The sequence below is a fragment of the Dendronalium sp. ChiSLP03b genome, from assembly GCF_034531165.2.
GTDB lineage: Bacteria > Cyanobacteriota > Cyanobacteriia > Cyanobacteriales > Nostocaceae > Dendronalium > Dendronalium minutum.
Map to the genome: position 1 here is coordinate 37,045 of NZ_JAVRBR020000036.1, position 26,429 is coordinate 63,473.

The 26,429-nt window shown below is 42.5% G+C and carries 21 protein-coding genes and 3 pseudogenes; 12 read left to right on the plus strand and 12 right to left on the minus strand.

What is annotated here, in order from left to right; all coding sequences use genetic code 11:
* Positions 1-9: 9 nt before the first annotated feature.
* The 5 genes from RMY31_RS08510 to RMY31_RS08530 all read right to left on the minus strand — a co-directional run bounded on the left by RMY31_RS08510 (position 10) and on the right by RMY31_RS08530 (position 6,497).
* Positions 10-3,534, minus strand: coding sequence for an NB-ARC domain-containing protein (locus RMY31_RS08510; protein WP_409877769.1), 3,525 nt, complete (start codon positions 3,532-3,534; stop codon positions 10-12).
* 677 nt (positions 3,535-4,211) lie between these two features.
* Entirely contained in the window at positions 4,212-5,552 is a 1,341-nt protein-coding gene (locus tag RMY31_RS08515) for a tyrosinase family protein (RefSeq protein WP_409877771.1), read from the minus strand.
* 125 nt (positions 5,553-5,677) lie between these two features.
* A complete protein-coding gene (locus tag RMY31_RS08520) occupies positions 5,678-5,818 on the minus strand; it encodes a hypothetical protein (protein ID WP_409877773.1) in 141 nt (46 codons plus the stop codon).
* A gap of 39 nt (positions 5,819-5,857) precedes the next feature.
* Entirely contained in the window at positions 5,858-6,004 is a 147-nt protein-coding gene (locus tag RMY31_RS08525; protein WP_409877775.1) for a hypothetical protein, read from the minus strand.
* A 340-nt stretch (positions 6,005-6,344) separates the two neighbouring features.
* On the minus strand, positions 6,345-6,497 hold the full coding sequence (locus RMY31_RS08530) for a hypothetical protein (protein ID WP_409877796.1): 153 nt from the start codon (positions 6,495-6,497) through the stop codon (positions 6,345-6,347).
* A gap of 262 nt (positions 6,498-6,759) precedes the next feature.
* Between RMY31_RS08530 and nrdJ (RMY31_RS08535) the strand changes: the two are divergent.
* The 11 genes and pseudogenes from nrdJ (RMY31_RS08535) to RMY31_RS08585 all read left to right on the plus strand — a co-directional run.
* Positions 6,760-7,989 (plus strand): annotated as a pseudogene (gene nrdJ / locus RMY31_RS08535) (ribonucleoside-triphosphate reductase, adenosylcobalamin-dependent); the annotation flags it as partial.
* 315 nt (positions 7,990-8,304) lie between these two features.
* Positions 8,305-9,378: pseudogene (nrdJ, locus tag RMY31_RS08540) on the plus strand (ribonucleoside-triphosphate reductase, adenosylcobalamin-dependent); the annotation flags it as partial.
* 29 nt (positions 9,379-9,407) lie between these two features.
* Positions 9,408-9,590: a hypothetical protein gene (locus tag RMY31_RS08545; protein ID WP_409877777.1), complete on the plus strand. Its 183-nt coding sequence runs from the start codon at positions 9,408-9,410 to the stop codon at positions 9,588-9,590.
* Positions 9,591-9,628: 38 nt separating this feature from the next.
* Positions 9,629-9,847, plus strand: a complete 219-nt coding sequence (locus tag RMY31_RS08550; RefSeq protein ID WP_409877779.1) for a hypothetical protein — start codon at positions 9,629-9,631, stop codon at positions 9,845-9,847.
* Positions 9,848-10,392: 545 nt separating this feature from the next.
* Positions 10,393-10,680 carry an RNA recognition motif domain-containing protein gene (locus RMY31_RS08555; protein ID WP_409877780.1) on the plus strand — a complete coding sequence of 96 codons (288 nt, stop codon included), beginning with the start codon at positions 10,393-10,395 and terminating at the stop codon, positions 10,678-10,680.
* Positions 10,681-11,143: 463 nt separating this feature from the next.
* Positions 11,144-12,193, plus strand: a complete 1,050-nt coding sequence (fbp, locus tag RMY31_RS08560) for a class 1 fructose-bisphosphatase (protein ID WP_409877781.1) — start codon at positions 11,144-11,146, stop codon at positions 12,191-12,193.
* A gap of 197 nt (positions 12,194-12,390) precedes the next feature.
* Positions 12,391-13,560: a transaldolase gene (tal, locus tag RMY31_RS08565; RefSeq protein ID WP_409877782.1), complete on the plus strand. Its 1,170-nt coding sequence runs from the start codon at positions 12,391-12,393 to the stop codon at positions 13,558-13,560.
* A gap of 112 nt (positions 13,561-13,672) precedes the next feature.
* Complete coding sequence (gene zwf, locus RMY31_RS08570) at positions 13,673-15,202, plus strand: glucose-6-phosphate dehydrogenase (RefSeq protein ID WP_409877783.1); 1,530 nt, start codon at positions 13,673-13,675, stop codon at positions 15,200-15,202.
* A gap of 185 nt (positions 15,203-15,387) precedes the next feature.
* A complete protein-coding gene (gene opcA, locus RMY31_RS08575) occupies positions 15,388-16,761 on the plus strand; it encodes a glucose-6-phosphate dehydrogenase assembly protein OpcA (RefSeq protein WP_409877784.1) in 1,374 nt (457 codons plus the stop codon).
* 279 nt (positions 16,762-17,040) lie between these two features.
* Entirely contained in the window at positions 17,041-18,744 is a 1,704-nt protein-coding gene (locus tag RMY31_RS08580; protein WP_409877785.1) for a M48 family metalloprotease, read from the plus strand.
* Between the two features lie 165 nt (positions 18,745-18,909).
* Entirely contained in the window at positions 18,910-19,707 is a 798-nt protein-coding gene (locus RMY31_RS08585; RefSeq protein ID WP_409877786.1) for a COP23 domain-containing protein, read from the plus strand.
* Positions 19,708-19,878: 171 nt separating this feature from the next.
* Here the strand turns inward: RMY31_RS08585 and RMY31_RS08590 are convergent.
* Positions 19,879-21,112, minus strand: a pseudogene (locus RMY31_RS08590) (IS630 family transposase).
* Positions 21,113-22,308: 1,196 nt separating this feature from the next.
* Between RMY31_RS08590 and RMY31_RS08595 the strand changes: the two are divergent.
* Positions 22,309-24,156: a protelomerase family protein gene (locus tag RMY31_RS08595; protein ID WP_409877787.1), complete on the plus strand. Its 1,848-nt coding sequence runs from the start codon at positions 22,309-22,311 to the stop codon at positions 24,154-24,156.
* A 320-nt stretch (positions 24,157-24,476) separates the two neighbouring features.
* Here RMY31_RS08595 and RMY31_RS08600 read toward each other — a convergent pair whose 3' ends face one another.
* From RMY31_RS08600 to RMY31_RS08625, 6 genes are all read right to left on the minus strand, one after another.
* Positions 24,477-24,665, minus strand: coding sequence for a hypothetical protein (locus RMY31_RS08600; protein ID WP_409877788.1), 189 nt, complete (start codon positions 24,663-24,665; stop codon positions 24,477-24,479).
* A complete protein-coding gene (locus RMY31_RS08605; RefSeq protein ID WP_409877789.1) occupies positions 24,662-24,886 on the minus strand; it encodes an XRE family transcriptional regulator in 225 nt (74 codons plus the stop codon). The genes RMY31_RS08600 and RMY31_RS08605 overlap by 4 nt, the downstream gene beginning before the upstream one ends.
* Before the next feature lie 93 nt (positions 24,887-24,979).
* Positions 24,980-25,474: a DUF262 domain-containing protein gene (locus tag RMY31_RS08610; protein ID WP_409877790.1), complete on the minus strand. Its 495-nt coding sequence runs from the start codon at positions 25,472-25,474 to the stop codon at positions 24,980-24,982.
* The gene (locus tag RMY31_RS08615; RefSeq protein WP_409877791.1) at positions 25,474-25,854 is read right to left on the minus strand and encodes a hypothetical protein; all 381 of its coding nucleotides are present in this window, start codon (positions 25,852-25,854) and stop codon (positions 25,474-25,476) included. Before RMY31_RS08615 ends, RMY31_RS08610 begins: the two co-directional genes overlap by 1 nt.
* Before the next feature lie 40 nt (positions 25,855-25,894).
* Positions 25,895-26,125, minus strand: coding sequence for a hypothetical protein (locus RMY31_RS08620; protein ID WP_409877792.1), 231 nt, complete (start codon positions 26,123-26,125; stop codon positions 25,895-25,897).
* Between the two features lie 82 nt (positions 26,126-26,207).
* Positions 26,208-26,429, minus strand: a 222-nt coding sequence (locus RMY31_RS08625; protein WP_409877793.1) for an HNH endonuclease, incomplete at its 5' end; no start/stop codon positions are given.

Here is a 26,429-nt window from a genome sequence, read left to right on the forward strand (position 1 = left end):
CGTCTCTACTCAACACTCAATCGCCCCTAATGCTTTGAGAGTGGAGATAGTTGCAAAAGTTACACCTGTAACGCCATTGATGTTCATACCTTCGTAGTGTCTGGGGCTTTTGAGAGTTTCTAGACACTCACCACTTTTGACATCCCAAAGCTTAATTGTCGCATCCTCGCTAGCACTAACTAATGTTTGATTATCAGGACTAAAAGCAACTGACCAGACCCACTTAGTATGTCCTAACAAAGTTTTGATACAGTTGCCTGTGCTGACATCCCACAATTTCACTGTTTGATCCCCACTACCGCTAGCTAAGATGCAACCATCCGGACTGAAGACGACTGAGTACACACCTTGTTTATGTCCCTGCAAAGTTGCTAAACAATTACCATTACTGACATCCCACAGCTTCACCGTTTGATCCCCACTGCCACTAGCTAACGTGCGACCATCCGGACTGAAGCTAACTGACCATATCCAGTCAGTATGGTTGAGAGTATTAAGGCAGTTCTCAGTGCTAACATCCCAAAGCTTCACTGTTTGGTCATGAGAACCACTGGCCAGCAACTGACCATCCGGGCTAAAAGCAACAGACCACACTCGATGGGTGTGGTCTTGCAAGGTCTTGAAACATTGACCAGTGCTGATATCCCACAATCCGATCGTTTGGTCTTGAGAACCACTAGCCAGTGTCTTACCGTCTGGGCTAAAGGACACAGACCAGACCCGATGAGTGTGTCCGTGCAAAGTCTTAAAACATTGACTTGTGCTGATATCCCACAGCCTCACTGTTTGATCCTCACTGGCACTTGCAAGAACGCTACCATCTGGACTAATAGAAACTGATGTCACCCGACTACTGTGTCCGCGCCAAGTTTTCAGCCGTTGACCAGTATTGGCATCCCACAAACTCAATGTTTGGTCGTTACTGCCACTAGCAAATATGCAACCATTGGGACTGAAGGTGACTGACCAGATCCCACTGGTACGACCCTGTAAGACGCGAAGACATCGACCAGTGTTAATATCCCACAGCCTAACTGTTTGGTCATCACTTGCACTTGCCAGCACTTGTTTGTCTGGACTAAAGGCTACTGCCCACACCCTGGTGTCATGTCCGTGTAGAATCTTGAGGCATTGACTTGTGCTAACATCCCACAGCCTTACCGTTTGGTCATCACTGACACTTGCTAGGTTACAACCATCCATACTAAAGGCAACAGAATTTACCAAATCAGTATGACCCTGCAAAGTACTAAGGCATTTACCAGTATTAACATCCCATAGTTTCACTGTTTGGTCGTGAGAACTACTCGCTAACATTTCACCATTCGGACTGAAGGCAACAGACTGGACTCTACGGGTGTGTCCCTGTAAGGTCTTGAGGCATTGATTTGTACTGATATCCCATAGCTTTACGGTTTGGTCGTCATTTCCAGTGGCAAGTGTGCGATCGCCTGGACTAAAGGCTACTGTCCACACCTGGCTACCCATTCCTTGTAAAGTATGAAGGCAAGTAGCAGTGCCGACATCCCATAACCTTACTGTTGTATCTTCACTACTACTGGCCAGCGTCTGACCATCTGAACTGAAGGTGACTGACCAAATACCACCGCTATGACCCTGTAAAGTTGTCAGACATTGACCAGAGTTAACATCCCACAGTTTGACTGTTTTATCATCACCGCCGCTGGCGAGAACTTGACCATCGGGACTAAAGGTAACAGGCCAGACCCAACCCGTGTGTCCTTTGTAAGTGTGCAGTTGTTTTCCATCTACGACTTGATACAAGCGCACTTCTCCATTAGTATCCCCTGTAGCCAGGAGTTTCCCATCTGGGCTGAATGCCACCGAATGAATACCGCCGAGTGTTTCTGCAAAAACACTTTTAGCTAAATTAGCATTTGCGAAATTGGCATTGTGCAAATTCACATTCCGCAAGTCTGCTTGCCAAACAGTTAAATCAGAGAAATCATAACCACTTAGATCGGTTTCTAGATGGCAAAGCAGATTAAAAATATTTCCAGCCGTATAACTTTGTTCTAAGGGAGATGTTGCCCGTAGGATTGCTAAAATTTGAGTTAGCTGATTTTCTAGAGTTTTTTTACTTCTAAAGATAGCAAGCAGTCCTTCTATAACTGGTTGTAAGATGAGGTGAATTTCACTTTCTCTTACATAGTCTTTTGCAGTCGCTTTCATCAAAGCATGGCATCTGAAAATTTCGAGATTTTTAGTAAAAATTTCTTGACAAACTTGCTCTACTAATCGATTAATTACATATTCCATGACTACAGGTTGGAGAGTGAAGAGTGCTTCGCTGCGCTCAACTAGCGACCGCCTCCCCAAAGATTCCAAAATTTCTAGTAATTTTTGTAATGGTAGTGCTGATATAATATCTTTTTGTAATTCTGCAATAGAAATTGGCTCGTGATTAATTGCCAGCCAATATATGATTTCTTTCTCTAATTTTGATAAACGTTCAAACTGTTGTTCTAAGATATCCCAAATGTCACCGAAAACAACTGCATCTTGTTTTAAAAATTCTGAAATATTACCAGAGAATAAATCTTGAATAGTTGTTGCAACTACTTTTAGAGCTAAGGCATTACCTCCATATCGCTCAACTAATGTTCTCAGTTCATTATCAGCAGCAGATATCCCTTTAATTTTGAGAATTTCTTGACCATCATTTGCCAAAAGACCTTTTAGCATGAATGAACGAACGGATAACGCATATCCTTCCATTGATGCTATTTCTTTAGGTTTTTCTCTACTTGTTAGTATTAAACAGCTTTGATGCTCTGTTTCTCCTAACCGTGTTAAAAGTTCGCTATATCCTTCGTATCCCTCTCGATAACGTCCAGCCCGACTACCACTGCGTAAAATTGACTCTAGATTATCTAGAATCAGCAAACAACGATGTTGCTGTAAATAAGAAAGTAGTCGTGTGACTCTTTGACCTATACTTGCTGGTAGAATTGCTTCTGTTTCTCGTTCATCAGAAAGAAATTGAATTAAGCTAGCTAAAAGGGTATTTATTGGTGGAGCGTCTTGTAGCGATCGCCAAATTATATACTCAAAATTCTCCTTAATTTGTTCTACAAGCTTAACAGAAAGAGAAGTTTTACCAATCCCCCCCATACCTAAAATTGCCACTAGCTGACAGCGTTCTCTCAAAATCCACTGCTCTAACGTGGCGATTTCTTCTGTACGCCCATAAAAAACCGATGCACCAATTGCTTCACCCCAATCTAGGTGTCGAGTTTTGTCTGAATTTGTATAGTCAGCTTTATCTAACTGTAAATCAAAAGCTTGGAAAAAAAGCTCAAGTGACTTTTTATCAACTCCTTCTTCACGAGATAAAACCCTAGAAATAGTAACAGAATTTATGCCGACGCGATCGCTTAAATCTTCAAGGGTATATCTATTTCCGTAATTTTCCTTGTCTTCAAAGGCAATTTTCCCAAATTGCAGCTTTTGTAATCCTTCAGGTGTCAGAATAATACCGCGCTTGCGTTTTTGCTTTGTAAGCTGCGTCATTGCTACTAACCTAATTAATGTAACATAAGTAACTTAAATTACTAATACATGACTCACTATGAATCTAGCTATCTTTAAATTTGTAGCTGCAACTGAATTTAATGCTCTTTTGCAACGCCCGCTTGTCATCATGGGCGATCTATCAATAACTTTAGGTTAAGAAAAAGAGTTAAAAAGGTAAAGGTTTAAATTCAACCCTGACTTTTTGTCCTTAGCTTTTTACCAAACCACAAGAAAAGCCGTTAGTGCTAATCCGAAAAGTATTGATTAATAAACAGCAATAAACATCAACACCTAAAGTCTCCGTGTGGAGTATAGCAACGTAAAAAAGGACTTAAGTCCTTCAGATATATTCTGCAAAAACTCTTTAAAAAACTTAAATTTTTTAGATTTTTTGAGACAAAGAGATATCGAACTCTCGTATGTACTGAAACAAAATTAATTACACACTTATAGGGAGAGAACAGGAAATAGGGAATAGACTGTTGCTCGTTGTCTCTTGCCTGAATGTCGCGCTCGAAAGGTGAAACCCCTGCTGTGACTGGGTATAGGAGTGTAGGGGTAGGTCATAACAATTGTTGACTCGCTTGTATCTTGATTTCAAAGCCAATTCTTTCCCTTATACCCTTACACCCTGTCCTAGTAAGGGTTTCACCTTTACAAGCGTGCCATTCATCTCAGAATCTATTCTTTATCAGCCAGTTGTACCAGTCACGCGACCATATTGGCAGTTTTCGGACATGTCTGAGGGTGTCGTAAGTGTAGCCATACCTTCTAAGATTTAGAGTGTCTTTGGGCGTAACGATGTCATAGGATGCAAATTTTGGTAGCAGAGATTGTATATCTCCCGGGCCTATTTTTCCTGGTGTAGACTGTCCTCCATCCCAAGGCCACATAGGGTCGTTGAGATTATGTCCGTAAGGCTGGTTTGCTTTTGGATAAAAAGTCTTCTTAATGCGATCGCTCTCTTGCCATTGGGCCCAGAGGCGATCGACGTTAGCATGATGCAGCCAGAAAACTGGATCGTTGGGAGAACCAGGAACATTGCTCATAGTACCTAATCTTTGCAGCAAAAGAGGCGGAAACTGAGTCAAATCAGCAAGCACCCCACCGACCAATCCATGAAGGTAGTTATGAGTAAATACACCTGGAGTTTCATTACCGTTTTCATCTACGGTAATATCTCCTTCTATGGCAGGGCGAAACTGAAGATAGTCATTGATGTTGAGCAAATTATTAATTTCTGTTTGAGATATGGGGTAGTTGTTGGCAGGAGGTATTTGGAGAAAGCGGATCAGTGCCGTCCCCAGAGTTTCGTTTGTTGCTTGATTAATATGTAAGTTCTCGTTCAGAACCCAATTATCCGCCGGAGAAAAATTACCATACTGAACAGAACCCCCAAAAAAACTACCTGCACCTGGAACATTGATTGTTACTCCTGTGCCATTTACTCCTAAAAAGTCGGGTTTAAACATAACTTCAAGAGCTCTAGGATCTGTCCAATCCCAATAGGGGATAGTTATGTCGGGTTTGACTGACTGCAAAGCTTCTTCAAATCGTTTTAAATATTCACGATGCCAAGGCAGAAATGCTGCATTTCCATGAGCAGCATCAGTTCCTGCTGCTGGCCCAGAAGGAAGTGACATCATATTGTGCTGATTTGCATTCACGCCTCCCGTATGCGTTGAAGAGAACCCCATAGCTCCCACATGTACTGCAACAATTTGGTCATAGACACTGATGTTATTGCCTCTGGGGATTGTGTTTTTTAATGTCTTAATAGCATTAACAAAGTCTGCTTTTTCTTGTGGAGTCAGGTCAATAACGTTCTTTCTGACTAAGGTGGTGTTCATTGCTGGAGTTTTCACCATAGTCATGACAAGAATCATGCCAACAATTAACAAAATGATTGTTTGACGGAGAAGTTTTAAGGTATTTTTTCTCTGCTTGAAATGTTGTCTCCACTTTTGAACTTTTCTAGTGAGTGTACTAGTAAAAGTGTCGATTTTAGGTTTCATTTAAATTAGCCCCTCATGAGAGTAGTTATGCGATCGCATCTGAGTTAGGAGAGATGCGACGCCAGTCGCTACAACAGGGGTAACCCCCGCAACGCGCTGGCTCATTAATCGCGTCTGTACAAGAGTTAGTTATCAGTACCGCGTCTTTGCGTCTCCACGGCAGTTGATGCCAGTCCGCTTAAGTCGGGAGACCCGCCCACGCGGCTGGCTCCTCCACTTTGGGAAACCCCAAGACCCTTCGGGTGACACTCCTGCGTCGCTAACACTAGTCACCTGCGAAGGAAAACCCTCCCGTAGTGCTGGACTCACCGCACTACCTCCTCATCTTCCCTGAATGGTTGCTTAAAGTTCATAAAGGAGGTAAATCTGGTTACTAAATAATCTGCCATCAGCATCTGTACCAGACCTTCTGTGTTTTTGCAATACATCGGTTGCTGTTGACTGTCAGCCATAAACAGTCAATAGTCAATTGTTAACCAACTGTTAATAATTGGATTGGATTATGTATTTTGGAGTTACATATTTACGGGATAATTTGGCAATTAAAAAATTTCTTCCCCTGCTTCCCTAGCCTCCCCTACTTGCCTCAATTCATCCCACTGTTCTGCAAGTCGGTATTTTTTATTTGGAAGTCTCTAATAGCCTGTAGCGTTAGTTGCAGCTAAAATTTGAGAATATGATTTACGTAATCAACTATCGTTCCATCACTCTCAGCAAAAGAAAATAAGAAATCCTCGCAACACGAGGAGTCTGAAATAGGGTCTCGCATTCGATTCATCAATGCAATTAGTGTTAAAAAGCTAATAGATAAATTACTAAAAAGCAGACAGTTTGTATTGCTAGTATAGTCTTAAGTAAACTAAGAATTAAATCTTGTAATTCATTATCCACAGAGGTATTGTCAGAGTCAGGCAAGCTACCAGCTCGTACTCCAACATGATGCATTTACCGCTTCTCTGAATAATTCGATCGCAGATGTAGTTATTGGGTCTTGCCTCTCCACAAGCGATCGCGTTTGCATGAACTGATGTTCTAATTAAATCTCAGTATTTAGCTATGCTGAAGGGGAATCGACATTATACATCATAAAGTTTTGTTGCGGTTAATACCGCAGTAGAAGTAGCGCAAAGTGGAAAATTTTGCAATCTTTAATCCTAAATCTACTTAGCGTATAGTCATAATCTGTCCGCACGCAACAAGAACGTATATGGTTCGAGAGCTTGAAAGAAAACGCCAGAGTACACAGTTTCCAGAAACTGCACCGGCTGCCAATCCCGTATTTTTTAGAACTTACAGTCGCCGTACAAAGGCAGGACTGAGGGAAACATGGGATGAGGTATGCGATCGCACCGTCCAAGGTTTGATCGACTTGGGGAAGCTACGCCCAGAAGAAATTGCCACACTCAAGGACATGCAACAAAACCTAAAAGCTCTGCCCAGTGGGCGTTGGTTATGGGTTGGTGGCACAGAGTGGATAGCTAAACCAAAGAACTTTTCTGGGGCTTATAATTGCACCTCTACCAACCTAGAAGACTGGAGTGCTTTTGGGTTGATGATGGATCTGGCAATGATGGGCTGCGGTACTGGAGCCATCATAGAAGCAAAATATATTAATCAGTTACCCCCCATACGCAATTACCTGCACGTAACTGTAGAAGGTGAAATTGGTAGTACTCCTAAGCACCTGCGTCGTGAATATACTGAAACCCATATAGCAGGCAACAACGTCATTATTCACGTTGGAGATAGCCGTGAAGGTTGGGTTAAATCTTATCAAACCCTCTTAGAACTCTCCACTGATGAACGATTTGCCAAGGAAGTTCAAGTATTAGTTAATATCAGCGATGTCCGTAAAGCAGGAGAAACTCTCAACGGCTTTGGAGGAATGGCTAATCCTGTAAAATTGCCCGGACTTTATCAACGTTGTGCATCCATCCTGAATAAAGCTGTAGGAAGACAATTAAATTCAGTTGAATGTTGCCTTTTAATTGATGAAGCTGCGGTAACAATTGTTGCAGGTAATATCCGAAGGAGCGCGGGGATGCGTCAGTTTACAGCTGGCGATCGCTTGGGAGCAACAGCCAAAGATAACTTGTGGCAGCAAGATGAAGAAGGCAACTGGCGAATCGATCCAGAGCGCGATGCTCTGAGGATGGCAAACCATACCAGAGTTTTTCACCGTAAGCCGACATTAGAAGAATGTATTGATGCTGTTCGCAAACAATATTACAGCGGCGAGGGAGCAATTCAATGGGCTGGCGAAGCCGTAGCTAGAGCTAATTGTGATTTGCTACCAACACAAGCATTAAAAGTTGATTTCTTGAAAGCTTACGAACAAGGAACAGCAAAGCAGTGGTTGCAAGAACGCCATCCTCATCTTGATACTAATGAGCTAGAACATCGTTTGGCTCGCTATGGGCTAAATCCGTGTGGTAAGTAATTTTGCCTCACGTTAAACACCGGGGAAAATCGGTGAACCCTGCGATTGGGAATACCGAGGTAATCAAAGGAATTAAAGCATCTTTGACACCGTACAGACTAGAGAGTGAACCTTTTTAAATCATAAAGATCAAAGAAATACGCGATTTAAAAAGAATATAATCTGGGTTTTACCTCCGTTATTTACAACGGCTCCACGAGTCTCCGGCTACTAATATTATTTTGATTATTTAGTAGAAAATATAGTCGGATCTACGAGGAATCACGAACTCGTAGAACTAGAGGATAAAAAGCCTCTGGGATAACAAAAATGGAAATTATTGGTAGTAACTTTCACTGTAATTTATCAGAGGTTCATCTCAATCAAATTGACCCATATAACTACAAAGAACAAGAGGAGGCATTCACAGCTGGCGCGTTATCTGTAGCAGCACTTTTAAATCACAAATTTTTAGAACCCCGCTACCAAGAAAGCCGGGAATTAGACCCCATTGTGGGGGTTTCTTTCACAGGTTTATTTGATTTCTTTGTCCATGCTTTTGGTGTCGATTGGCTGCGCTGGTGGGCAGAAGGAAGACCTGCCACTGCACAAGGATTAGCATTTAAGCGCGAGGAAGAAAAATATCTAAGTTTCTGGAGAGAGACTGTACATCGAGTTGTTTGGGATTATTGCGATCGCCATCATCTCAAACGTCCCAATCGCTGCACAACAGTCCAACCTAGTGGTACTAAAGCTTTACTAACTGGTGCGAGTTCCGGATGGCATCCCCCCAAAGCACAAAGATTTATTCGGCGGATCACCTTCCGCAAAAATGACCCAGTAGCCTTGGCTTGTATTGACTACGGTTACAGCGTCATCCCCTCCCAATCTGACAAAGATGAACAGGGCAATTTGTTAAACGATCCCTTCGATCCCCGTGTCAGCGAATGGTTAGTGGAAATCCCCGTTTCCGTACCTTGGGCTGATTTAGCAGGTGCAGATCAAATAGATGTTTCTAAGTTTTCAGTTTTAGCCCAACTCGATTTTGTCCTGCAAGTTCAGCGACACTATGTGACACACAATACATCAGCGACTCTAGAATTGCGATCCGAGGAAGTAGAAGTTCTTGGGCAAAAGATTTACGAAGCGATCGCTAATGATGAAGGATATATCTCAGCAGCTCTTTTAGCCCGTTTTGACGATTTACAATCATTCCCGCGTTTGCCGTTTGAGCCAATAGATAAACCAGCATACGAACGTTTGAGTCAAGAGGTAAAAGCACGGCGCAAAACAGATGATTTTTGTGCGGTTCTCAGCCGCTATGATTCAGGTGAGATGACAGAGGCTGGCCCCAGTGGCTGTGACTCTGATAAATGTATGTTTCCAGATCAGCAACCAACTTCATAGGGACTGGGGATAAGAGAGCAGAGGAGGCAGTGCGGTCTTGGGGTCTCCCCAAGTGGAGGAGCCAGCCGCGTGGGCGGGTCTCCCGACTTAAGCGGACTGGCATCAACTGCCGTGGAGCAGGGGAGGCAGGGGGAGATGAAGGAGAAAAAATTAATACCTCAATCCTCAGTCGCCAATCCCCAATCCCCAATCCCCAAGTTACGATCGATTAAAAAGTGGTAATTTTTACGGCAGCGTTTGGAGATTGCTAATGTTCATTAATGAATTGTCACCAATATTTAAACAATTTACCCAGCACCCAGTCTCATTTTTGGGTGGGTTTGTCTCTGGTGTATTTCGACTCAACCTTGCAGACGATCCCGTTAAAAGCTGGTTAGATCGACAGGTTCATACCAGCGGTTATTCTGCTCTAAACACTCAAGTAAATAATGGCAAAGCTACAGGCCCTCAACCAATTTCGATAGAATAAGTTTTCGTTATAGAAATAGATTGGGTATTAAACAGTCAAAAGTTAAAACAAAAGAATCTTTGCCTCTTAACTTTTGACTTTTACCCTTCGGGTGACGCTTGTACCTCGCTACCGCTACGCTAACATCACGGCGCTACCTTCCCAACGGAATGTCTTGGGAACCGCAAGGAGACACTGCCTCACGAATTACGGGTTGGGGTACTAGTTGCTATTTGTCAGGAACTATCTATCTAACTACTTCAAAGTTGCGTCATTTTAACACGAAAATGTAAAAATTATTAAATGTATAAGATTGACTGATTTTGTGTTATTGGGGGTTTGTAAAATCCCATACTTTGAAAAATGTCACAATCAGTTATTATATGAGCGTATGCGTAAGTTCAGCCTCATGGTCAGTTTAGTTGAAGCTCATACCAGCATTATGGTTGCTGCCCTACAACATTCACCATCTGTAAATTAGGACAGATTATGCAATATTTGCAATTTTTTTAGATCTGTTTCACCGCTGAACTAATCGCTCTTTGTTGAAAATTACGTGATCCCACATGACTATTTACGTTGGAAACCTCTCCTACCGCGCTACTGAAGAAGACTTGAGAGCCGTGTTTGCAGATTACGGCGAAGTCAAAAGAGTTGTATTACCTACCGATCGCGAAACAGGGCGTATGCGTGGCTTTGCTTTTGTTGAGATGAATGAAGATGCCCAAGAAGATGCCGCTATTACCGAATTAGATGGGGCAGAATGGATGGGTCGTCAACTCAGAGTTAATAAAGCTAAACCGCGAGAGGATAATAACCGACGAGGCAATTGGGCGAAAAAACAAGATTATTAAAGAGGGTAGCTCTCTAGCATAGCAGATAGTTTTTTAGTTATGCAAGATACCCGATTTTGTTAATTACGAATTACCGAAGAATTCAGAAGCCAGAATTGAGTTGGGTATTCTGTACGGCTAGATGGAGAATCGAGGTTTAAAGCCTCCGATTTTAATTGTGGAGAAGAAAAAATTTTTGCTCACTGAAACCCCTGACTTCAGGCATAGGGTATTCTGAATTCTGTCTTCAACAGGACTTCTCATGAATTGGTATAAAACTTCCGACCAGTTGTGAGCGTTAGGCGATCGCAACTAGTCGGTTTTTCCTGTATGTGTGAAGATATAAAACCTGCATTTCTTTAGTTTATCTAAAATCATATCTAAGTTAGAGACTTAACTTTCTAAGATAGAGGCAGCAACCATAAGTTGCGACACACGACTTTACTAACCCAACTAACGGCTAGCCGCTAGGGAGAACACAAAAATGGCTAAAACGCCAGAGTCTTTAGAGTTGTCTATTAACGAAGCGACAGACATAGGCTTAGATCGTGATTGTACAACCTTATCTCGTCACGTTCTACAGCAGCTTCAAAGTTTTTCGCCAGATGCACAGGATTTGAGTGCGCTGATGAATCGTATCGCCCTTGCCGGTAAATTAGTTGCTCGCCGCCTCAGCCGTGCAGGGTTAATGGAAGGCGTTCTCGGATTTACTGGGGAAGTCAATGTGCAAGGAGAATCCGTCAAAAAGATGGATGTCTATGCCAATGATGTATTTATCTCGGTGTTTAAGCAAAGCGGCTTAGTTTGTCGCCTAGCTTCTGAAGAAATGGATGAACCCTACTACATACCCGAAAATTGCCCCATTGGTCGCTATACCTTGTTGTATGACCCAATTGATGGCTCATCAAATACCGATACCAACCTCAGTTTAGGTTCCATCTTTGCCATTCGCCAACAAGAAGGAACCGATAGTGATGGCAAAGCAACTGACCTACTCACCAACGGTCGCAAGCAAATTGCTGCCGGATACATCCTGTATGGTCCCAGCACTATGCTGGTCTATACTATAGGTAAAGGCGTTCATTCGTTTACCCTAGATCCCAGCTTAGGGGAGTTTATCCTCACAGAAGAAAACATCCAGATTCCCAACCACGGCCCTGTTTATAGCGTTAACGAGGGGAACTTTTGGCAGTGGGAAGAATCAATGCGGGAATACATCCGTTACGTTCATCGTACAGAAGGCTACAGTGCCCGTTATAGCGGAGCAATGGTGAGCGACATCCATAGAATTTTAGTTCAAGGCGGTGTGTTTCTCTATCCAGGCACAGTTGAAAAACCAGAAGGTAAATTGCGCTTGCTTTATGAAACTGCTCCTTTAGCGTTTTTGATAGAACAAGCAGGCGGTCGCGCTACTACAGGATTGGTAGATATCTTGGACGTAGTGCCAAAAAAACTGCATCAGCGCACACCTCTAATTATTGGTAGCAAAGAGGATGTGGCTAAGGTAGAGTCTTTTATTCAAAATGGTCATTAGATGAGGATGTATTGATCTGAGAAATTTGGGATTGGGGATGCAGAATAGCGCTTTGTGAATATGAATTAGAGATTATCTCAGCCGGCCGATGCGATAAGTGATTGGCAAAGTCAAAATTCAAAAGTCACCATTAAAATTCGATGGGTTTTGCCAACTTCACTGGGAAATATCTTTAACAGGAGTGAAATAACATAGCTATGGCAACCAATCATCTATTAGAGATAAAAAAATGCGGTCAAAGTATCTGGATGGATAATTTGAGCCGTGACATTATTCAATCAGGTGAACTAAAAAACCTGGTAGAAAATCAAGGAATAAGTGGGATTACCTCCAACCCTGCCATTTTTGAAAAAGCGATCGCAGGCAATGCGATTTATGATGCCGACATAGAAGCTGGAATCCGTGCAGGTTTACCAACCTACAAAATTTATGAATCGCTAATTTTTGCAGATATCCGCAATGCCTGTGATATCCTACGACCTGTATATGAAGCCTCGAATAGACTTGATGGTTATGTGAGTATCGAAGTACCACCAACCATCGCCCATGATACGCAAGCCACAATCAACGAAGCCCGTCGCTATTTCCAAGAAATTGGGCGGGAAAATTTGATGATTAAAATTCCTGGCACAGAATCTGGTTTGCCAGCAGTAGAACAGGCAATAGCCGACGGTATTAACGTTAATATCACACTGCTGTTTTCTGTAGAAAGTTACATTAACACAGCTTGGGCTTATATTCGCGGCTTAGAAAAACGCTTAGCTGAGGGTAAAGACATCAGCAAAATTGCTTCAGTCGCTAGCTTCTTCCTTAGCCGAATTGATAGCAACATCGATGCCAAAATTGATGCTAAGTTAGCCAAAGGCGTTGATGATATTTCCCAAGAAGCAAAGCTAAAAGCTGTTAAAGGTAAAGTAGCGATCGCTAATGCCAAGATTGCATATCAAGAATACAAGAAAATTATTGAAAGCGTTAGCGAAGCTGCCCCGCAAGGAGGTCGCTGGCAAGCCTTAGCAGCAAAAGGAGCAAAAGTACAGCGGTTACTTTGGGCCAGCACCAGCACCAAAGACCCCAACTACAGCGACGTGATGTATGTCGATGAGTTGATAGGCCCCGATACCGTTAACACCCTACCACCATCGACAATTAAAGCTTGCGCTGACCACTGCGATGTAGCTAATCGCGTGGAAACAAACGTCGAAGAAGCTTACCAGCTCATCGAAAGCCTGAAAGACCCCGACATCAATATCAACATTGATGCCGTAATGGACGAACTATTAGTGGAAGGAATTGACAAATTTGTCCAGCCCTTCCAGTCCTTGATGAACTCTTTAGAAGAGAAAGTCAAGGTATTGTCGCCAGTATAAGGATTAGGGACTAGGGACTAGAGGCTAGGAAAATCTCTTCCTAATACCCATTCCCCAGTACCCAATCCCCAGTACCCAATCCCCAGTACCCAATCTAAAATCCAAAACTTCTATGGTTAGTCTGCTAGAAAATCCTCTGCGCGTTGGTCTACAACAGCAAGGGATGCCCGAACCTCAGATTATAGTCATATTTGGCGCTTCTGGTGACCTTACTTGGCGCAAACTAGTGCCAGCACTATATAAATTGCGACGAGAACGGCGCATTCCACCAGAAACTACCATTGTCGGTGTAGCACGACGAGAGTGGAGCCATGACTACTTCCGCGAACAGATGCAGAAGGGCATGGAAGAGGCTCATGCTGATGTTGATTTGGGGGAACTCTGGCAAGACTTCTCTCAAGGTCTGTTTTACTGCCCTGGGGACATAGACAATCCTGATAGCTACCAAAAACTGAAAAGCTTATTAAGTGAATTAGATGAAAAACGGGGAACACGAGGGAACCGCATGTTCTACCTCTCTGTTGCCCCGTCATTCTTTCCTGAAGCAATTAGGCAGCTAGGAAGTGCGGGGATGCTAGAAGATCCCTACAAACATCGTCTAGTAATTGAAAAACCCTTTGGTCGGGACTTGGCTTCTGCCCAGAGTCTTAACCAAGTCGTGCAGAAATATTGCAAAGAAAATCAAGTCTACCGGATTGACCACTACTTAGGTAAAGAAACAGTCCAGAATTTGTTGGTGTTTCGCTTTGCTAATGCGATTTTTGAGCCATTGTGGAATCGTCAATTTGTTGACCACGTGCAAATTACCGTGGCAGAAACAGTAGGCGTGGAAGACCGGGCTGGTTACTATGAAAGCGCTGGTGCATTACGGGATATGTTACAAAACCACCTGATGCAACTTTACTGCCTAACAGCGATGGAAGCGCCTAACTCAATGGATGCTGACAGTATCCGTACGGAAAAAGTGAAGGTGCTTCAAGCTACACGCTTAGCTAATGTTCACAATCTGTCGCGTTCAGCAGTGCGCGGTCAATATAGTGCTGGCTGGATGAAAGGACAACCAGTACCAGGGTATCGCACAGAACCAGGCGTTAATCCTAACTCCACAACACCCACTTATGTAGCGATGAAGTTTGTCGTTGACAACTGGCGCTGGCAAGGTGTTCCCTTCTATTTGCGTACAGGCAAGCGGATGCCGAAAAAAGTCAGTGAAATTTCCATTCACTTCCGCGACGTTCCTTCACGGATGTTTCAATCCGCCGCCCAACAAAGAAATGCCAACGTTTTGGCAATGCGGATTCAGCCGAATGAAGGAATTTCCCTGCGTTTTGATGTCAAAATGCCAGGGGCAGAATTTCGCACCCGTTCTGTAGACATGGACTTTAGTTACGGTTCCTTTGGGATCGAAGCAACTTCCGATGCCTATGACCGTCTATTCCTTGATTGTATGATGGGCGATCAAACATTGTTCACGCGGGCAGATGAAGTAGAAGCAGCTTGGCAAATAGTAACTCCAGCCCTTTCCGTTTGGGACGTGCCGGCAGACCCAACCTCCATTCCCCAATATGAAGCCGGTACATGGGAACCAGCGGAAGCAGAATTTTTGATTAACCAGGATGGTCGTCGCTGGCGCAGACTTTAAAAAGTTAGGAGTTAAGAGTTGACAGTTATGAATTAACAGCGATCGGTGATTAGTTCTAAATTAAGAGTTATGAGTTAATAATTTTTATCTTCTTACTCCTAACTCCTGTACAGACGCGATTAATCGCGTCTCTACTCTCAACTCCTAACTTATTCAAAAAAACAAGCTGACTACTCAAAACTACTATGACTCCCCAAGCTCCTACAATTTTTTCACTCCAAGCACCCAAGGATATTTCGCTTACAGAAATAGAAGGGGAACTGAATCAAATTTGGCAAAGTTACGGCATTACTGGCGAGGATGGTGGGCTTCCTGCTGCTACTCGAGCTACTACATTTACTTTAGTAGTTTACGAACCAGAAGAAACCCAATATCTATTGGCTACGTTGGGATTTTACAACGGCCCAATTGATGGAATATTAGGGCCTCAGATGGATGTAGCGCTGCGACAAGTACAAAAAAAATATGGACTGACGGAAACAGGAACAGCAACACCTGAAACCCTCGCAGCATTGCGTGAAGAATTTGCCAAACGTCAAGGAAACGGCGCTGCGGGAGACAATAGTTCTGGTAATTCCTACCACTTGAATGCTGCAAGTCCCAGGATTGCAGATGAAATCGCTCTCCGTAACCCCTGTCGCATCATTGCCCTGTTTCCGATTGCTGGTGAAGATGAAGGGGTCAAGGCTCAAGTTTCTGCCTATTGCCCCATTCAAAAACAATCTTCCAGTACACTCATTTGCTGCGAATACATAACTCTCAGCGGCACTACTGCTGCTTTAGAACGGGTGGGAGGAATGATTCCAGCATTGTTGATTGGTGGACTACCGAAGTTTCTCTGGTGGAAGGCAACACCAGACCCCAACAATTCTTTATTCAAGCGTTTGGCAGCAGTTTGCAATAACGTCATTGTTGATTCTTGCAACTTTAACAAGCCAGAAACTGATTTACTTAGCCTCCAAGAGTTAGTAGAAACTGGCGTACCTTTAGCTGACTTGAACTGGCGTAGGCTGTCAGCATGGCAAGAGTTGACAGCCGAAGCCTACGACCCACCTCACCGTCGCGCCGCTTTGACAGAAATTGATAGAGTAACTATTGATTACGAAAAAGGCAACCCCGCACAAGCGTTACTGTTTTTGGGTTGGTTGGCGAGTCGACTGGAATGGCTACCAGTTTCCTATCAACATGACAGCGGAGATTATGATATCACTCGGATTCATTTCGTTGCCCAAGACCAGCGGCAAGTAGAGGCCGAGTTAGCAGGAGTCCCAGTTGCTGATGTGGGTGAAATTATTGGCGACTTAATTGCTTTGCGCTTAAGTTCGACAAATCCGCAGGCAGATTGTGGTACAGTAATCTGCTCAGAAACTGGTGGTTGTATGCGGATGGAAACACACGGTGGTGCCCAAGCCGCAGGACTGTTTCAACAGGTGAGTTCACTTTCTGAACAGAAGGCAGAAGCATTGCTGAGTCAGCAAGTGCAACGCTGGGGCCGCGAATCACTTTTTGAAGAGAGTCTGACACTCATAGCGCAAATATTGAAGTTAGGAGTAAATTAGGTTAATTTTATTTGATTTGTAAAAATCACAAGGTTCAGATTCCCGACTTTTCAAAGGAAGTCGGGAATTTTGTTGTTTACCCAAATTTCGAGGTATTTTTGTGTTCATCTTTGGGTATTTAAAAATTGGGCAAAACGAAAAATTTTTCGCCATTCCCTATTCCCTACTCCCGATTCCCTGACTTTACGCTGTAATTTGGGGTTGCTCAAGTACTAGGCGGATGAGGGCGATCGCTCATACATTTAGAAAGAAGAGCCTTTTGCATAGGTAGATCTCAGCATGAAACGAACCAGGAAGTCTCTGCTGCTAGCTTTGAATTGGGTATTGCTGTCAATTGGTACGACGATTTTAATTATCTTGACGCAACCAACCCCCGTTCCAGCACAAGCACCTGCTTCTAGCACCATTGAAACTACAAGTACACCTAAAACAGAAACCTCTAAAGCCCAACAGCTAGAGGATGCGCTGCAACGTTCGGCAACCCCAGAAGCAACAGCAGCGCCACAACCATCGCCTAACCCAGAAGCGACTGAGCAAAGTAAACCTACAGAGACACAACCTACACCCAGCCCAGAAAACAACGATCCCAACAAGCCATCGGCGGAGGAACCCGCACCCACGCCAGAAGAAGTCGCCCGTCAGCTAAAATTTATCGAAGCGGATAGGCTGTATCTAGCAGGACAAATTCCAGAGGCCGAAAAACTATATCGCGAGATTAAACAACCGTTTACCAAAATAATTAAACCTCAAGAGCTCAAACCAGCCATACTTGACCCCGCACAACTATCCCCAGCAGGTAAAGTTTACTGGCGGGAAGCAGAGGCGGGGATAGCCAGTAAATTGCAAACCAGAACTTTAGTACCGCTGAAACTATTAGTTGAACAGTATCCAGAATTTATCCTTGGTAATATTCGCTATGCCGAAGTATTAAAACAATACGATCGCCCCAAAGAAGCGTTAGATGTATTAGAACGGGCATCTTCGCTTTATCCCGACCAACCAGAATTGACTAAAGTTAGAATTGCAGCCCTCGCCAAAGAAAAAAAATGGATGGAAGCATCTTTGGCGGCGCGTCAATTCGCCATTCTCAACCCTAATCACCCACAAGCACCTGAATTCACAAATTTAGCAGAAGAAAATCTTAAACGCTACAAATCTTATATCAGAGGAGAAATTAGAGGCAATGCGATCGCTAACATTATTACGGGTACTCTAGGTTACGCCGTGACTGGCAGTCTGCTCGGACCGTTTTCTGCTCTTGACTCCACCATTATGCTACTACGGGGTGAAGAATCCATCGGTGAGTCGGTAGCAAAGCAAGCTAAAAAACAGTTGGATTTAATTAAAGACGAAACAGTTGTCGGCTACGTTAATGAAATTGGACAGAAATTGGCAAAAGTTGCAGGACGCAATGAATTTAAATACGAATTCTTTGTCATCCCAGAGGAAAGCCTGAATGCCTTTGCCCTGCCTGGAGGTAAAATTTTTGTGAATGCGGGTGCGATCGCGAAAACAAACTCAGAAGCCGAATTAGCCGGATTAATTGGTCATGAATTATCTCACGTAGTTTTATCTCATGGCTTTCAATTAGTCACCCAAGGCAACCTCATCTCTAACGTCACCCAATATCTCCCCTTTGGCGGTACTGTCGGCCAACTTTTCGCATTCAGTTACAGTCGCGATATGGAACGTCAAGCTGATACTCTTGGCACACGTCTGATTGTTGCCACTGGCTACGCGGCTGACGGTTTGCGTAACTTAATGGCAACGCTAGAAAAACAACAGAAAAACGCTCCTCCCACTTGGTTATCTTCTCACCCAGGCGGTAAAGAGCGAGTTAGTTATTTAGAAGAACTGATTTCACGCAGTAAATACAATCGCTACGCTTATGAAGGAGTAGGGCGACATACTGAGATTAAAGCGAAGGTGAAACAACTGCTGAAAGAGAAAAAAGAACGAAAAGAAAAAAAGCAGGATTCTTAATGAATCAAAAAACAAAATTATTCGTCACTTGATGTATAAGAGAACTCCAACAAATAAATTATCCCCCTGGAAGTTCTTGACACTCAACAGTCAACAATTACAATGGGATATTTTTTGATTTGAAAGTCTCTAAATTCCTCACAATATTTCCACTGGAGAAGATTTATGTCATCACAACCGCTTAAATTCATCTTTTTAAGCAGTCTGGGTTTATCTTTGTTTATGGGCAATGCGGCATTTGCCCAATATGATGACCCTAACGGTGATGTTGTTGTACCAACAATACCGTCTGGTTCCTCGACATCGACAGGTACACCAATACCAATAAACACATCAACAGGTACACCTACTTCACCTACGGTTGTCAGCGGTACTCGGTTTGTCTGTCAGCCTTACAATGGACAGTACACCGTGATGTATCAGCCACAAAGTCAATCGGGTCAGTACTTTCCTTGGGCGACTCCTGCGGCTTTGGGTGGTGGTTGGGATCCACAAAGTCGTTGTACAGCAATTGCCAGTCGTTTGGAATCCTATCGTCCAGATGGTTTACAAGAACTCCAGACAGGTACATTAAATAATCAGAACATTGTCTGCGTGACAACTGAGGCTGACCCTTCTTGTCGAATTGTGCTAACAGTACCACCTAACAGAGATCCCTACACTGTACGCAATAACGTTTTCCAAAACTTAGTTTCTGCTGACAGCGGACAGCAAACTGTAGGAGTTAATACTTATGGTAGCCGTAGTGGGGGAGGAGTAAACGACTTATACAACTTAGGTCGCACACTTCTTGGCAGTGGCAATAATCGGGTTAGTTCATACAGAGGTGGCATCAATCTCAAACCTTTCCTCGACCCCAAAGATGGCGGTACCGCTAGAAGCTTGCGGAATGGAGTAGGACTTCGTCCCCAGTCTCAACCTTCTCAAGTCCCAACTCGCTTAAATCCTGGGAATTTCCGCTAATTCATGGTTGATTTTTTAACTTAAAATGTCCTTGATACCAAAGGTTGTGAGGAGAGTGCAAAACCTAATAGGCATAGCACTTTTCCAGTGACCAAAATAGTAAAATACAAATTTACACTAGGGTGGGCTGTTTGCTCACCCTACTTAATTTAACCTACTGGCGTGTCAAGGCTAAAATGTTGCATTAGAATCGCCTGTTTCATCGGTTTCAAAAATTGGATAAAGATGTTTAAGTTTGACACGCGCGTCTTCAGTAGTAAAACGCCAAATTACTTTACTGGCGGTACAGTTGCGTTGTTGTTGCCAAGCAGCCAACTCAGTAGAAAGTTTTTCTACACAAGGAATACGTTGGTCTAGACACTGTTGGCTCAAGACACTTAGTTCAATCTCGGCAACATTGAGCCCTTCGGGTTCGCCAGTTGCTTCAAGTCGGCAAAGCCGCCCAACGCACTGGCTCACCAACTACCATTACGAGGAGTATGATGAATCTCTAGTCGTCGTGCTAAACGATGGGCTTCATCTGCCGGAAATGCTTCGTACAGAGAAGCAATATTATGGGTATTGAGATTATCACTAAGTAATTTGACTTTGGTTGCTTGGGGGTAGTCCTCATCTAATAACTGACGTACTTCTTCGGCCCAGTCTACACGAGTCCGATGATCTCGATTGCTTACACGTCGCCAGCCTCGATTCGGGTCAAAAAACATAAATAAAGCTTGGACTCCTTCACGAGTGTAGTGATAATCTTCCTTTGCATCATGACCAGGGGTAATGGGAATCGACTCATAAACATGTCCAGTTAACTGTATAGAAGCCTCATCCATACAGATCAGGGGTTCATCTGGACTATGCTCTTGACTGTAAAGGTCTAAAACTACTTCCATTTGGGAAACAAAACGAGCTAAGTCTCGTTCCGGGATACAAAATCTTTGTGTTTTCCACGGACGTAATTTGTTTTTTTTAGTGTGCTTCTGACTGTCTCTTTTGAAATTTCTGTGATTATGTTTCTTTTTTGAATTTCTTTGGTTAATAGTCTCAAACTCCAATGTGCCTGTCCTGTGGGAGGGTCAGAACAACACAATGCGATAATTTGAGCTTCAGTATGACCATCAATTTTTCTTGGTACTGGTGGTGTTAATCGTTGACTACGATTTAGGGCTGGTTCTTCCCCAAGTTCAAGAAATCTTTTCCTAATTCTTCCTACCGTATTGCGATGCAGGTTGAGGGCGGAACTGATTTGTTCATCTGTCCATTTTTTCGTTGCACCCTCACCTTCATCACACATCAATAGTACTTGTGCGTGCAAGATTTTTTTGGCTGGGGCATATCCATTGCGACTCAGAGATTCTAGTTTTTGCCTCTGTTCGGTATTCAGTAACACTTTATCTCTACGACCTTTCCCCATTAGCTTACCCCATTTTGTACCAACTTTATTGCACTATTTTAGCCTTGACACGCCAGTAGTAGCGTGTCAATTAACCCGCTTGGTACTGATTTTTCAGTTTTTGCGTACTCAAATATTCAGATACTCAAATACCCGAAAATTGGGTGAGACTTAAAACAAATTCCAAATGCTGCATCAAATCTAATTTGACCTTTAATTAGGCATTGTTCTAATAAAGCCAGCAGCACTCTAAATGTGATTTGAACTATATTTTGACCAAACGGACAGGACATACTTCACTATCGACTAAGACAACATATAGTTTAAAGCTATAAATGGAGTTAAAAAACCTCAAAACTTAATTACAGCAAGCAACACAGTTTTTATAGTTCATTTGTACGTGTTCGTGATCGAGAGCAATAAAAACCAAGATATCGGGCGATCGCTTTATCACTCAATTTTTGGCTAAACATATTTTTGAACCATATTGTGGGTATTTTGAACCAAATTTTGACCGAAAGTTCAAAATTTTCGATTAAATTAGTGTGTCTTGCTCTGCATTTTTTACCAAGTCAAAAAATAAAATTTTGGGTTGCATTATGGTTCACATTTAAAACACGCGGACATAATTTAATTCATAAAGTTAGGTTGTTGATTGGCTCAAAAGCTTGAAATTACGTTAATTTTTGGTCACGCTATGGTTCAAAATTTGGTCATGCGGGGGGTAAAATCACACTAAATAGCTACAAATTTTGCGTATCCAAAAACTTGAAAATCTAAGTTGTTAGATATTTGAGTTTTTGACTATGCAACTTAAGTCAAGACGATCACTACTCGATGCTGCGCTAAATCGTAAAGCTCGTTATGCTCACCGTGACTACACACTCATGCTGATGATGTTTTGCTACGGGCTGAGGGTCGGTGAAGCTGTAGGTAAGGCGTGTGGGTTACGCTGTAACCTCAGTCATTATTGAGGCCCTAACCCAAAAATTTGGAGAGCCACCACAGAGTTAAACTAGCTAACCAGCTAACCAGCTAACCAATTAACCAGAATCATATTTTTATAGTAAGTTGGGGTGGGTGAAGTGCCGGATTAGCGATCGCTGTCGGTGTAGTTCTTTGGATGATTTTTGTAATTACTATTATTTTAACAAGTTATTGATTTATTTAACAAGTTAGTTTAGATTGGATGTAACAAGTTAAAAGCCATCAATAAAATGTCTCAAGCACTGCAAGACAAGGTAAATGAGCTATTTGAGGCAACCAAGGATTTACAAAGCCTCGAAGAAATCAAGCCATATTGTGAACAGTTTAATCAGTGGATAAACCAGCATACTAACTACAGTATTAAAAGCTTAGGTACTGTGTTGAGCAGAGTTGGTTTCTACAAAAAATTTAAGTCACTGCCATTAGAACAAGATAAAAACGCTGATTCTGTACCAAAACATGATACTCAAGGTAATGTAACAGGTTACGAATTAAAGCACTATGTTTTACTGCTGTGTGGACTCGACCCCAAAGACTGGGATAAGCGTAACCAGACCACAAGAGTCAGCTTACGTTTAGAAAGCAAAGGGCAAGAAATTAACCCGGATACTTATCTTCAAATTACAGGAGAACTTTTAGATAGCAATGACGTTCACAAAGTAGCCGTAGGTTTAATTGCTGCTACTGGACGCAGACCACATGAGATTGTTGCCCGTGCTAAATTTGCTCCTATTAAGGGTGAGGCTTATCAGGTTATGTTTACTGGACAAGGGAAGAAGCGGGGCGAGAATCCTGTCTTTCCCATTGCAACGCTCTACCCCGCAAGCTACATAATTGAACGGCTGAATTGGTTTCGTCAACAACCATCTACTGAGAAATTATTGGCAGAAGTGGTAATTGAGCATCCCAAAGATATCGAGGCGCAAAACCGCGCTATTGATAGCCGCCGCAATGGTTCACTCAATCGAGTAGTTCGAGATTATTTTGGGGATGAAGGCGATGAAAACCCGGTTCTCCCATTTCGCCAGGGAGAGGACAATAGTAATTGCAAAGCACTTAGGGCAGCATATTTGGCATTAGCTACAGGGCGTGATTTTCAGGGTTCAACTGGTTCTAAAATGCTTCATGCTGCAAGGTTAGCTGGTCACTTTGTCAAAGAAAACCCTAATGACCGAGATTTGCAACATTTAGTAACTACTCTCGGATATACCGACTACTACACTACACAGCCAGTAGCATTCCCAGGCGCACCTAAAAAAGGAAAAAGCGCAACCCAAAAAGAAAAGCTTTCCAGTATTAGAGTAAAAGCCTTGGATTTAGAAGCTATCCGCAAACTTCAAGAGGAGTTAGAAGCCCCTAATCAGCAATCAGTCATTACTAGGTTAGTTGAGTTTTATAACAATCGCTTGGATGTAGACAGGCAGTTACAGGAAACAAAACAAAAATTAGCCCAACAGGAAGCACACACTAAACAGTTAGAAGAAATCAATAACAAGTTACAGCAAGAAAATAACCAGCTAAAACAAGAGAAAACTGCAATGGAAACCGTAACACAACAGCCTCAGACAGTTACACTCAACATTACAGAGTTAGAAGCTTGGTTAGAAAAGAAAGTTGTTGAGATCGTCAATAAAGTAGCTGGAGGAACTGTTGCACCTGCTACCCCTACTACACTGAAGACAGTTGTCCAGCCTAAAGAAGAAATTGACTGGACAATTAAAAGCGATGCTCAAGTCTGGGGTAGCAAAGCACCGGGGGCCGCTTTAGAAAAAATTCGCAGGTCTTACCAAGCCATCTGTCAGTATAACGATACTGTCGCCACCTCCAGTGAGGATCGCCTAGCAATTACCAACCAAGCATTGAGAGATTTATCAGGGTGTAATGGTTTGTTAGTCCGTGATTGGATTGAAGAACATAAGGATGAAGTAATTTCTCATAACGCTAAGTACGGCATGGAGAACAAGAAAGACCCCTCTAACCCTGCCAGCTATGCCAACAAAGGTAAACACACAGATAAAATTTTGTCCCTGATTAATGATGAATTTCTTAGTGCTGAAGGTTTCCGCAGGGCTAATTAAAAGCTATTCTCTGAGACAATCCCCTTCAGGGCGATCGCCGTTCAATAAAGAAAACTGGGAGCGCTGGGGGCAACCGTTTGGATAAACTTTTTGGTGACGATACAAGGCTTACTATAATGTCCGATAATTGTACAGTGACTCTTTATTTGTCGCAGTGCCAAATTAATGTCATCGAGGCTGTGAAGCTTGAACTCAAAGAGCGTTAAGCGTAAGAACCAACATAGATAACTTACAAGCTGTATCAACACGAATTGTTGTAAGCCTAAAGTGGGTAAGGCTTAACTTGATGACACCAATTTGTCTCAACGCCATTTAATTTGTCACTGTACACTTTGAGTTCCTACTATCATGCTTGGTTTTACAACTACTCTTGTACGCTTAACTGCAACAACGTCAGCCCAAGTGTTAGATAAATATTTGGGAACTCCTTCATAGCCATCCCATTGCAAAAGAACTATATCACCGACCTCAATATCCGAAATTTTCTCAGGTTTAAATTCTGCGGTCATTCAGCAATCTTCCTCTTGTGTTCTTCATAAGAAGACATTGCGATCGCAGCCAATTGTTCTAGTGATACCTTATACATTTGACAAAGCATCAGCATCTCGCACGGGTTTAACGTCGGCAGCGTCCGCCCTGTGTCCCAGTTACGGACTGTAGATTCAGCCACATTCAGACGATACGCAACATCAATTGTGCGTAAAGAAGCTTGCTCTCTAAGCGTTTTCATATCCATGTTAATATATTAGCATAATCAAATGACGCTAACAGGTTAGCAAAAAAGTAATAATAATCTCAGTTGTGGTGATGCGATCGCAGCTCTTTAATTGAGACGATTTGCAACAACCTTTATCAGTTTTGCTATTTCTTCAGGGCTGGCATCTCCTGAAGGGATAATAGATATCAAGGATATAGAATGGCGATTAAGCTCTGCTTTGACGTTTGCTGGAAGAGTAGTATAAGTACATCCATTTAATTCTGTCTTCACTTCTAGTCCACTCAAAACTAATTGATTACTGTAAAAATCGACAATTGCTTTTAACCTTTGTTTGCCATCAATCACTTCGTATGTATGATATGACCTTTCGTAGAGAACAATTGGCATTACAGGAAAATTAATAATAAAAGATTCAATTAACTTGGATTTTTTAATATCATCCCAATCAAGAGCAGATTGACTATCATTATCAATTACCATGTAATTAGGATTAGACCTGATTTTTTCAACTAATGCTGTTAGCTTTATTCTGTCAATTTCTTGAATTAATCTACCTTGACTTGATTCATATTTGGCATTAATTTCATCGTCTGTCATCATTATGATTCTTTTCCACCCATTACTAGAACTGGCTCAATCCAAACTAGTTTTCTTTGTTGTCTGCCTTCTCCGTAAGGTTGATTACGTAAGAAACCTCTGCGCCAATGGACGCTCTTAGTACCATGTATACCGCTACTGCCTTCACTACTTTGTGTCCCTTCACGCTTGAGTCGATATCCAAGTCCTAGCCAAAGTGGTTGATAAAAATCTTGGGCTTGGGCTTTGCCAAAACCTTTGTTCACTCTGACTAGTTCGCTTGTTGTATCTACAAGTTCAGGGCGGCACTCCATAATCAAAATTAATCGTAGGAAAATTGCTTGTAGATATTGATTAAAATCTTTAACTACCTGTGGATTGAAATCTTGAGGCACCGCTATCATTTTTGATTACATACGGGTAAGCAGTATACATAACTTTTTATTAACTCTCTATTTCTTCTTCATAAACGTTAATTTCATTTTCCACTTCTTCAATAGCCGCTTCTGCCATTGTTATCAAAAGATGAATTCGAGGATTTTTAGAATTAAAAATATCTGTATTTTCTTCAATTTCCCAGCCAGTAATTTTTGCAAAACGTCGTACTAATTTCTCAATTAAGCTGTAGCGTTGAAAATATCCTAATTCTGTTTCAATAGTCGAATTTTCTTGCATATTACATACTCGCTTTGATTACAAATGTAAGTTATATCCTACTTTATGCTAATGCAAGGTACGCTAATTTAAATATCAAAATTTATGCTGCTCGCCGCATAAACTCCTCTCGATGCCAGCTTATTGCATCTAGCCTTGGATAATACTGCACTTGGGCGGGTAAGATGATGCGATCGCCCGCCATATCTCGCATCGGCTTGGCGTTGGGCGAGTCTTCCCGCAGGTTGTCAGCAAGGATGATGGTGTAATCGTCGTTGATAGTAAACCAGAATCGGTCAAAAGCCCAGTGATGATTTTTGCAAAG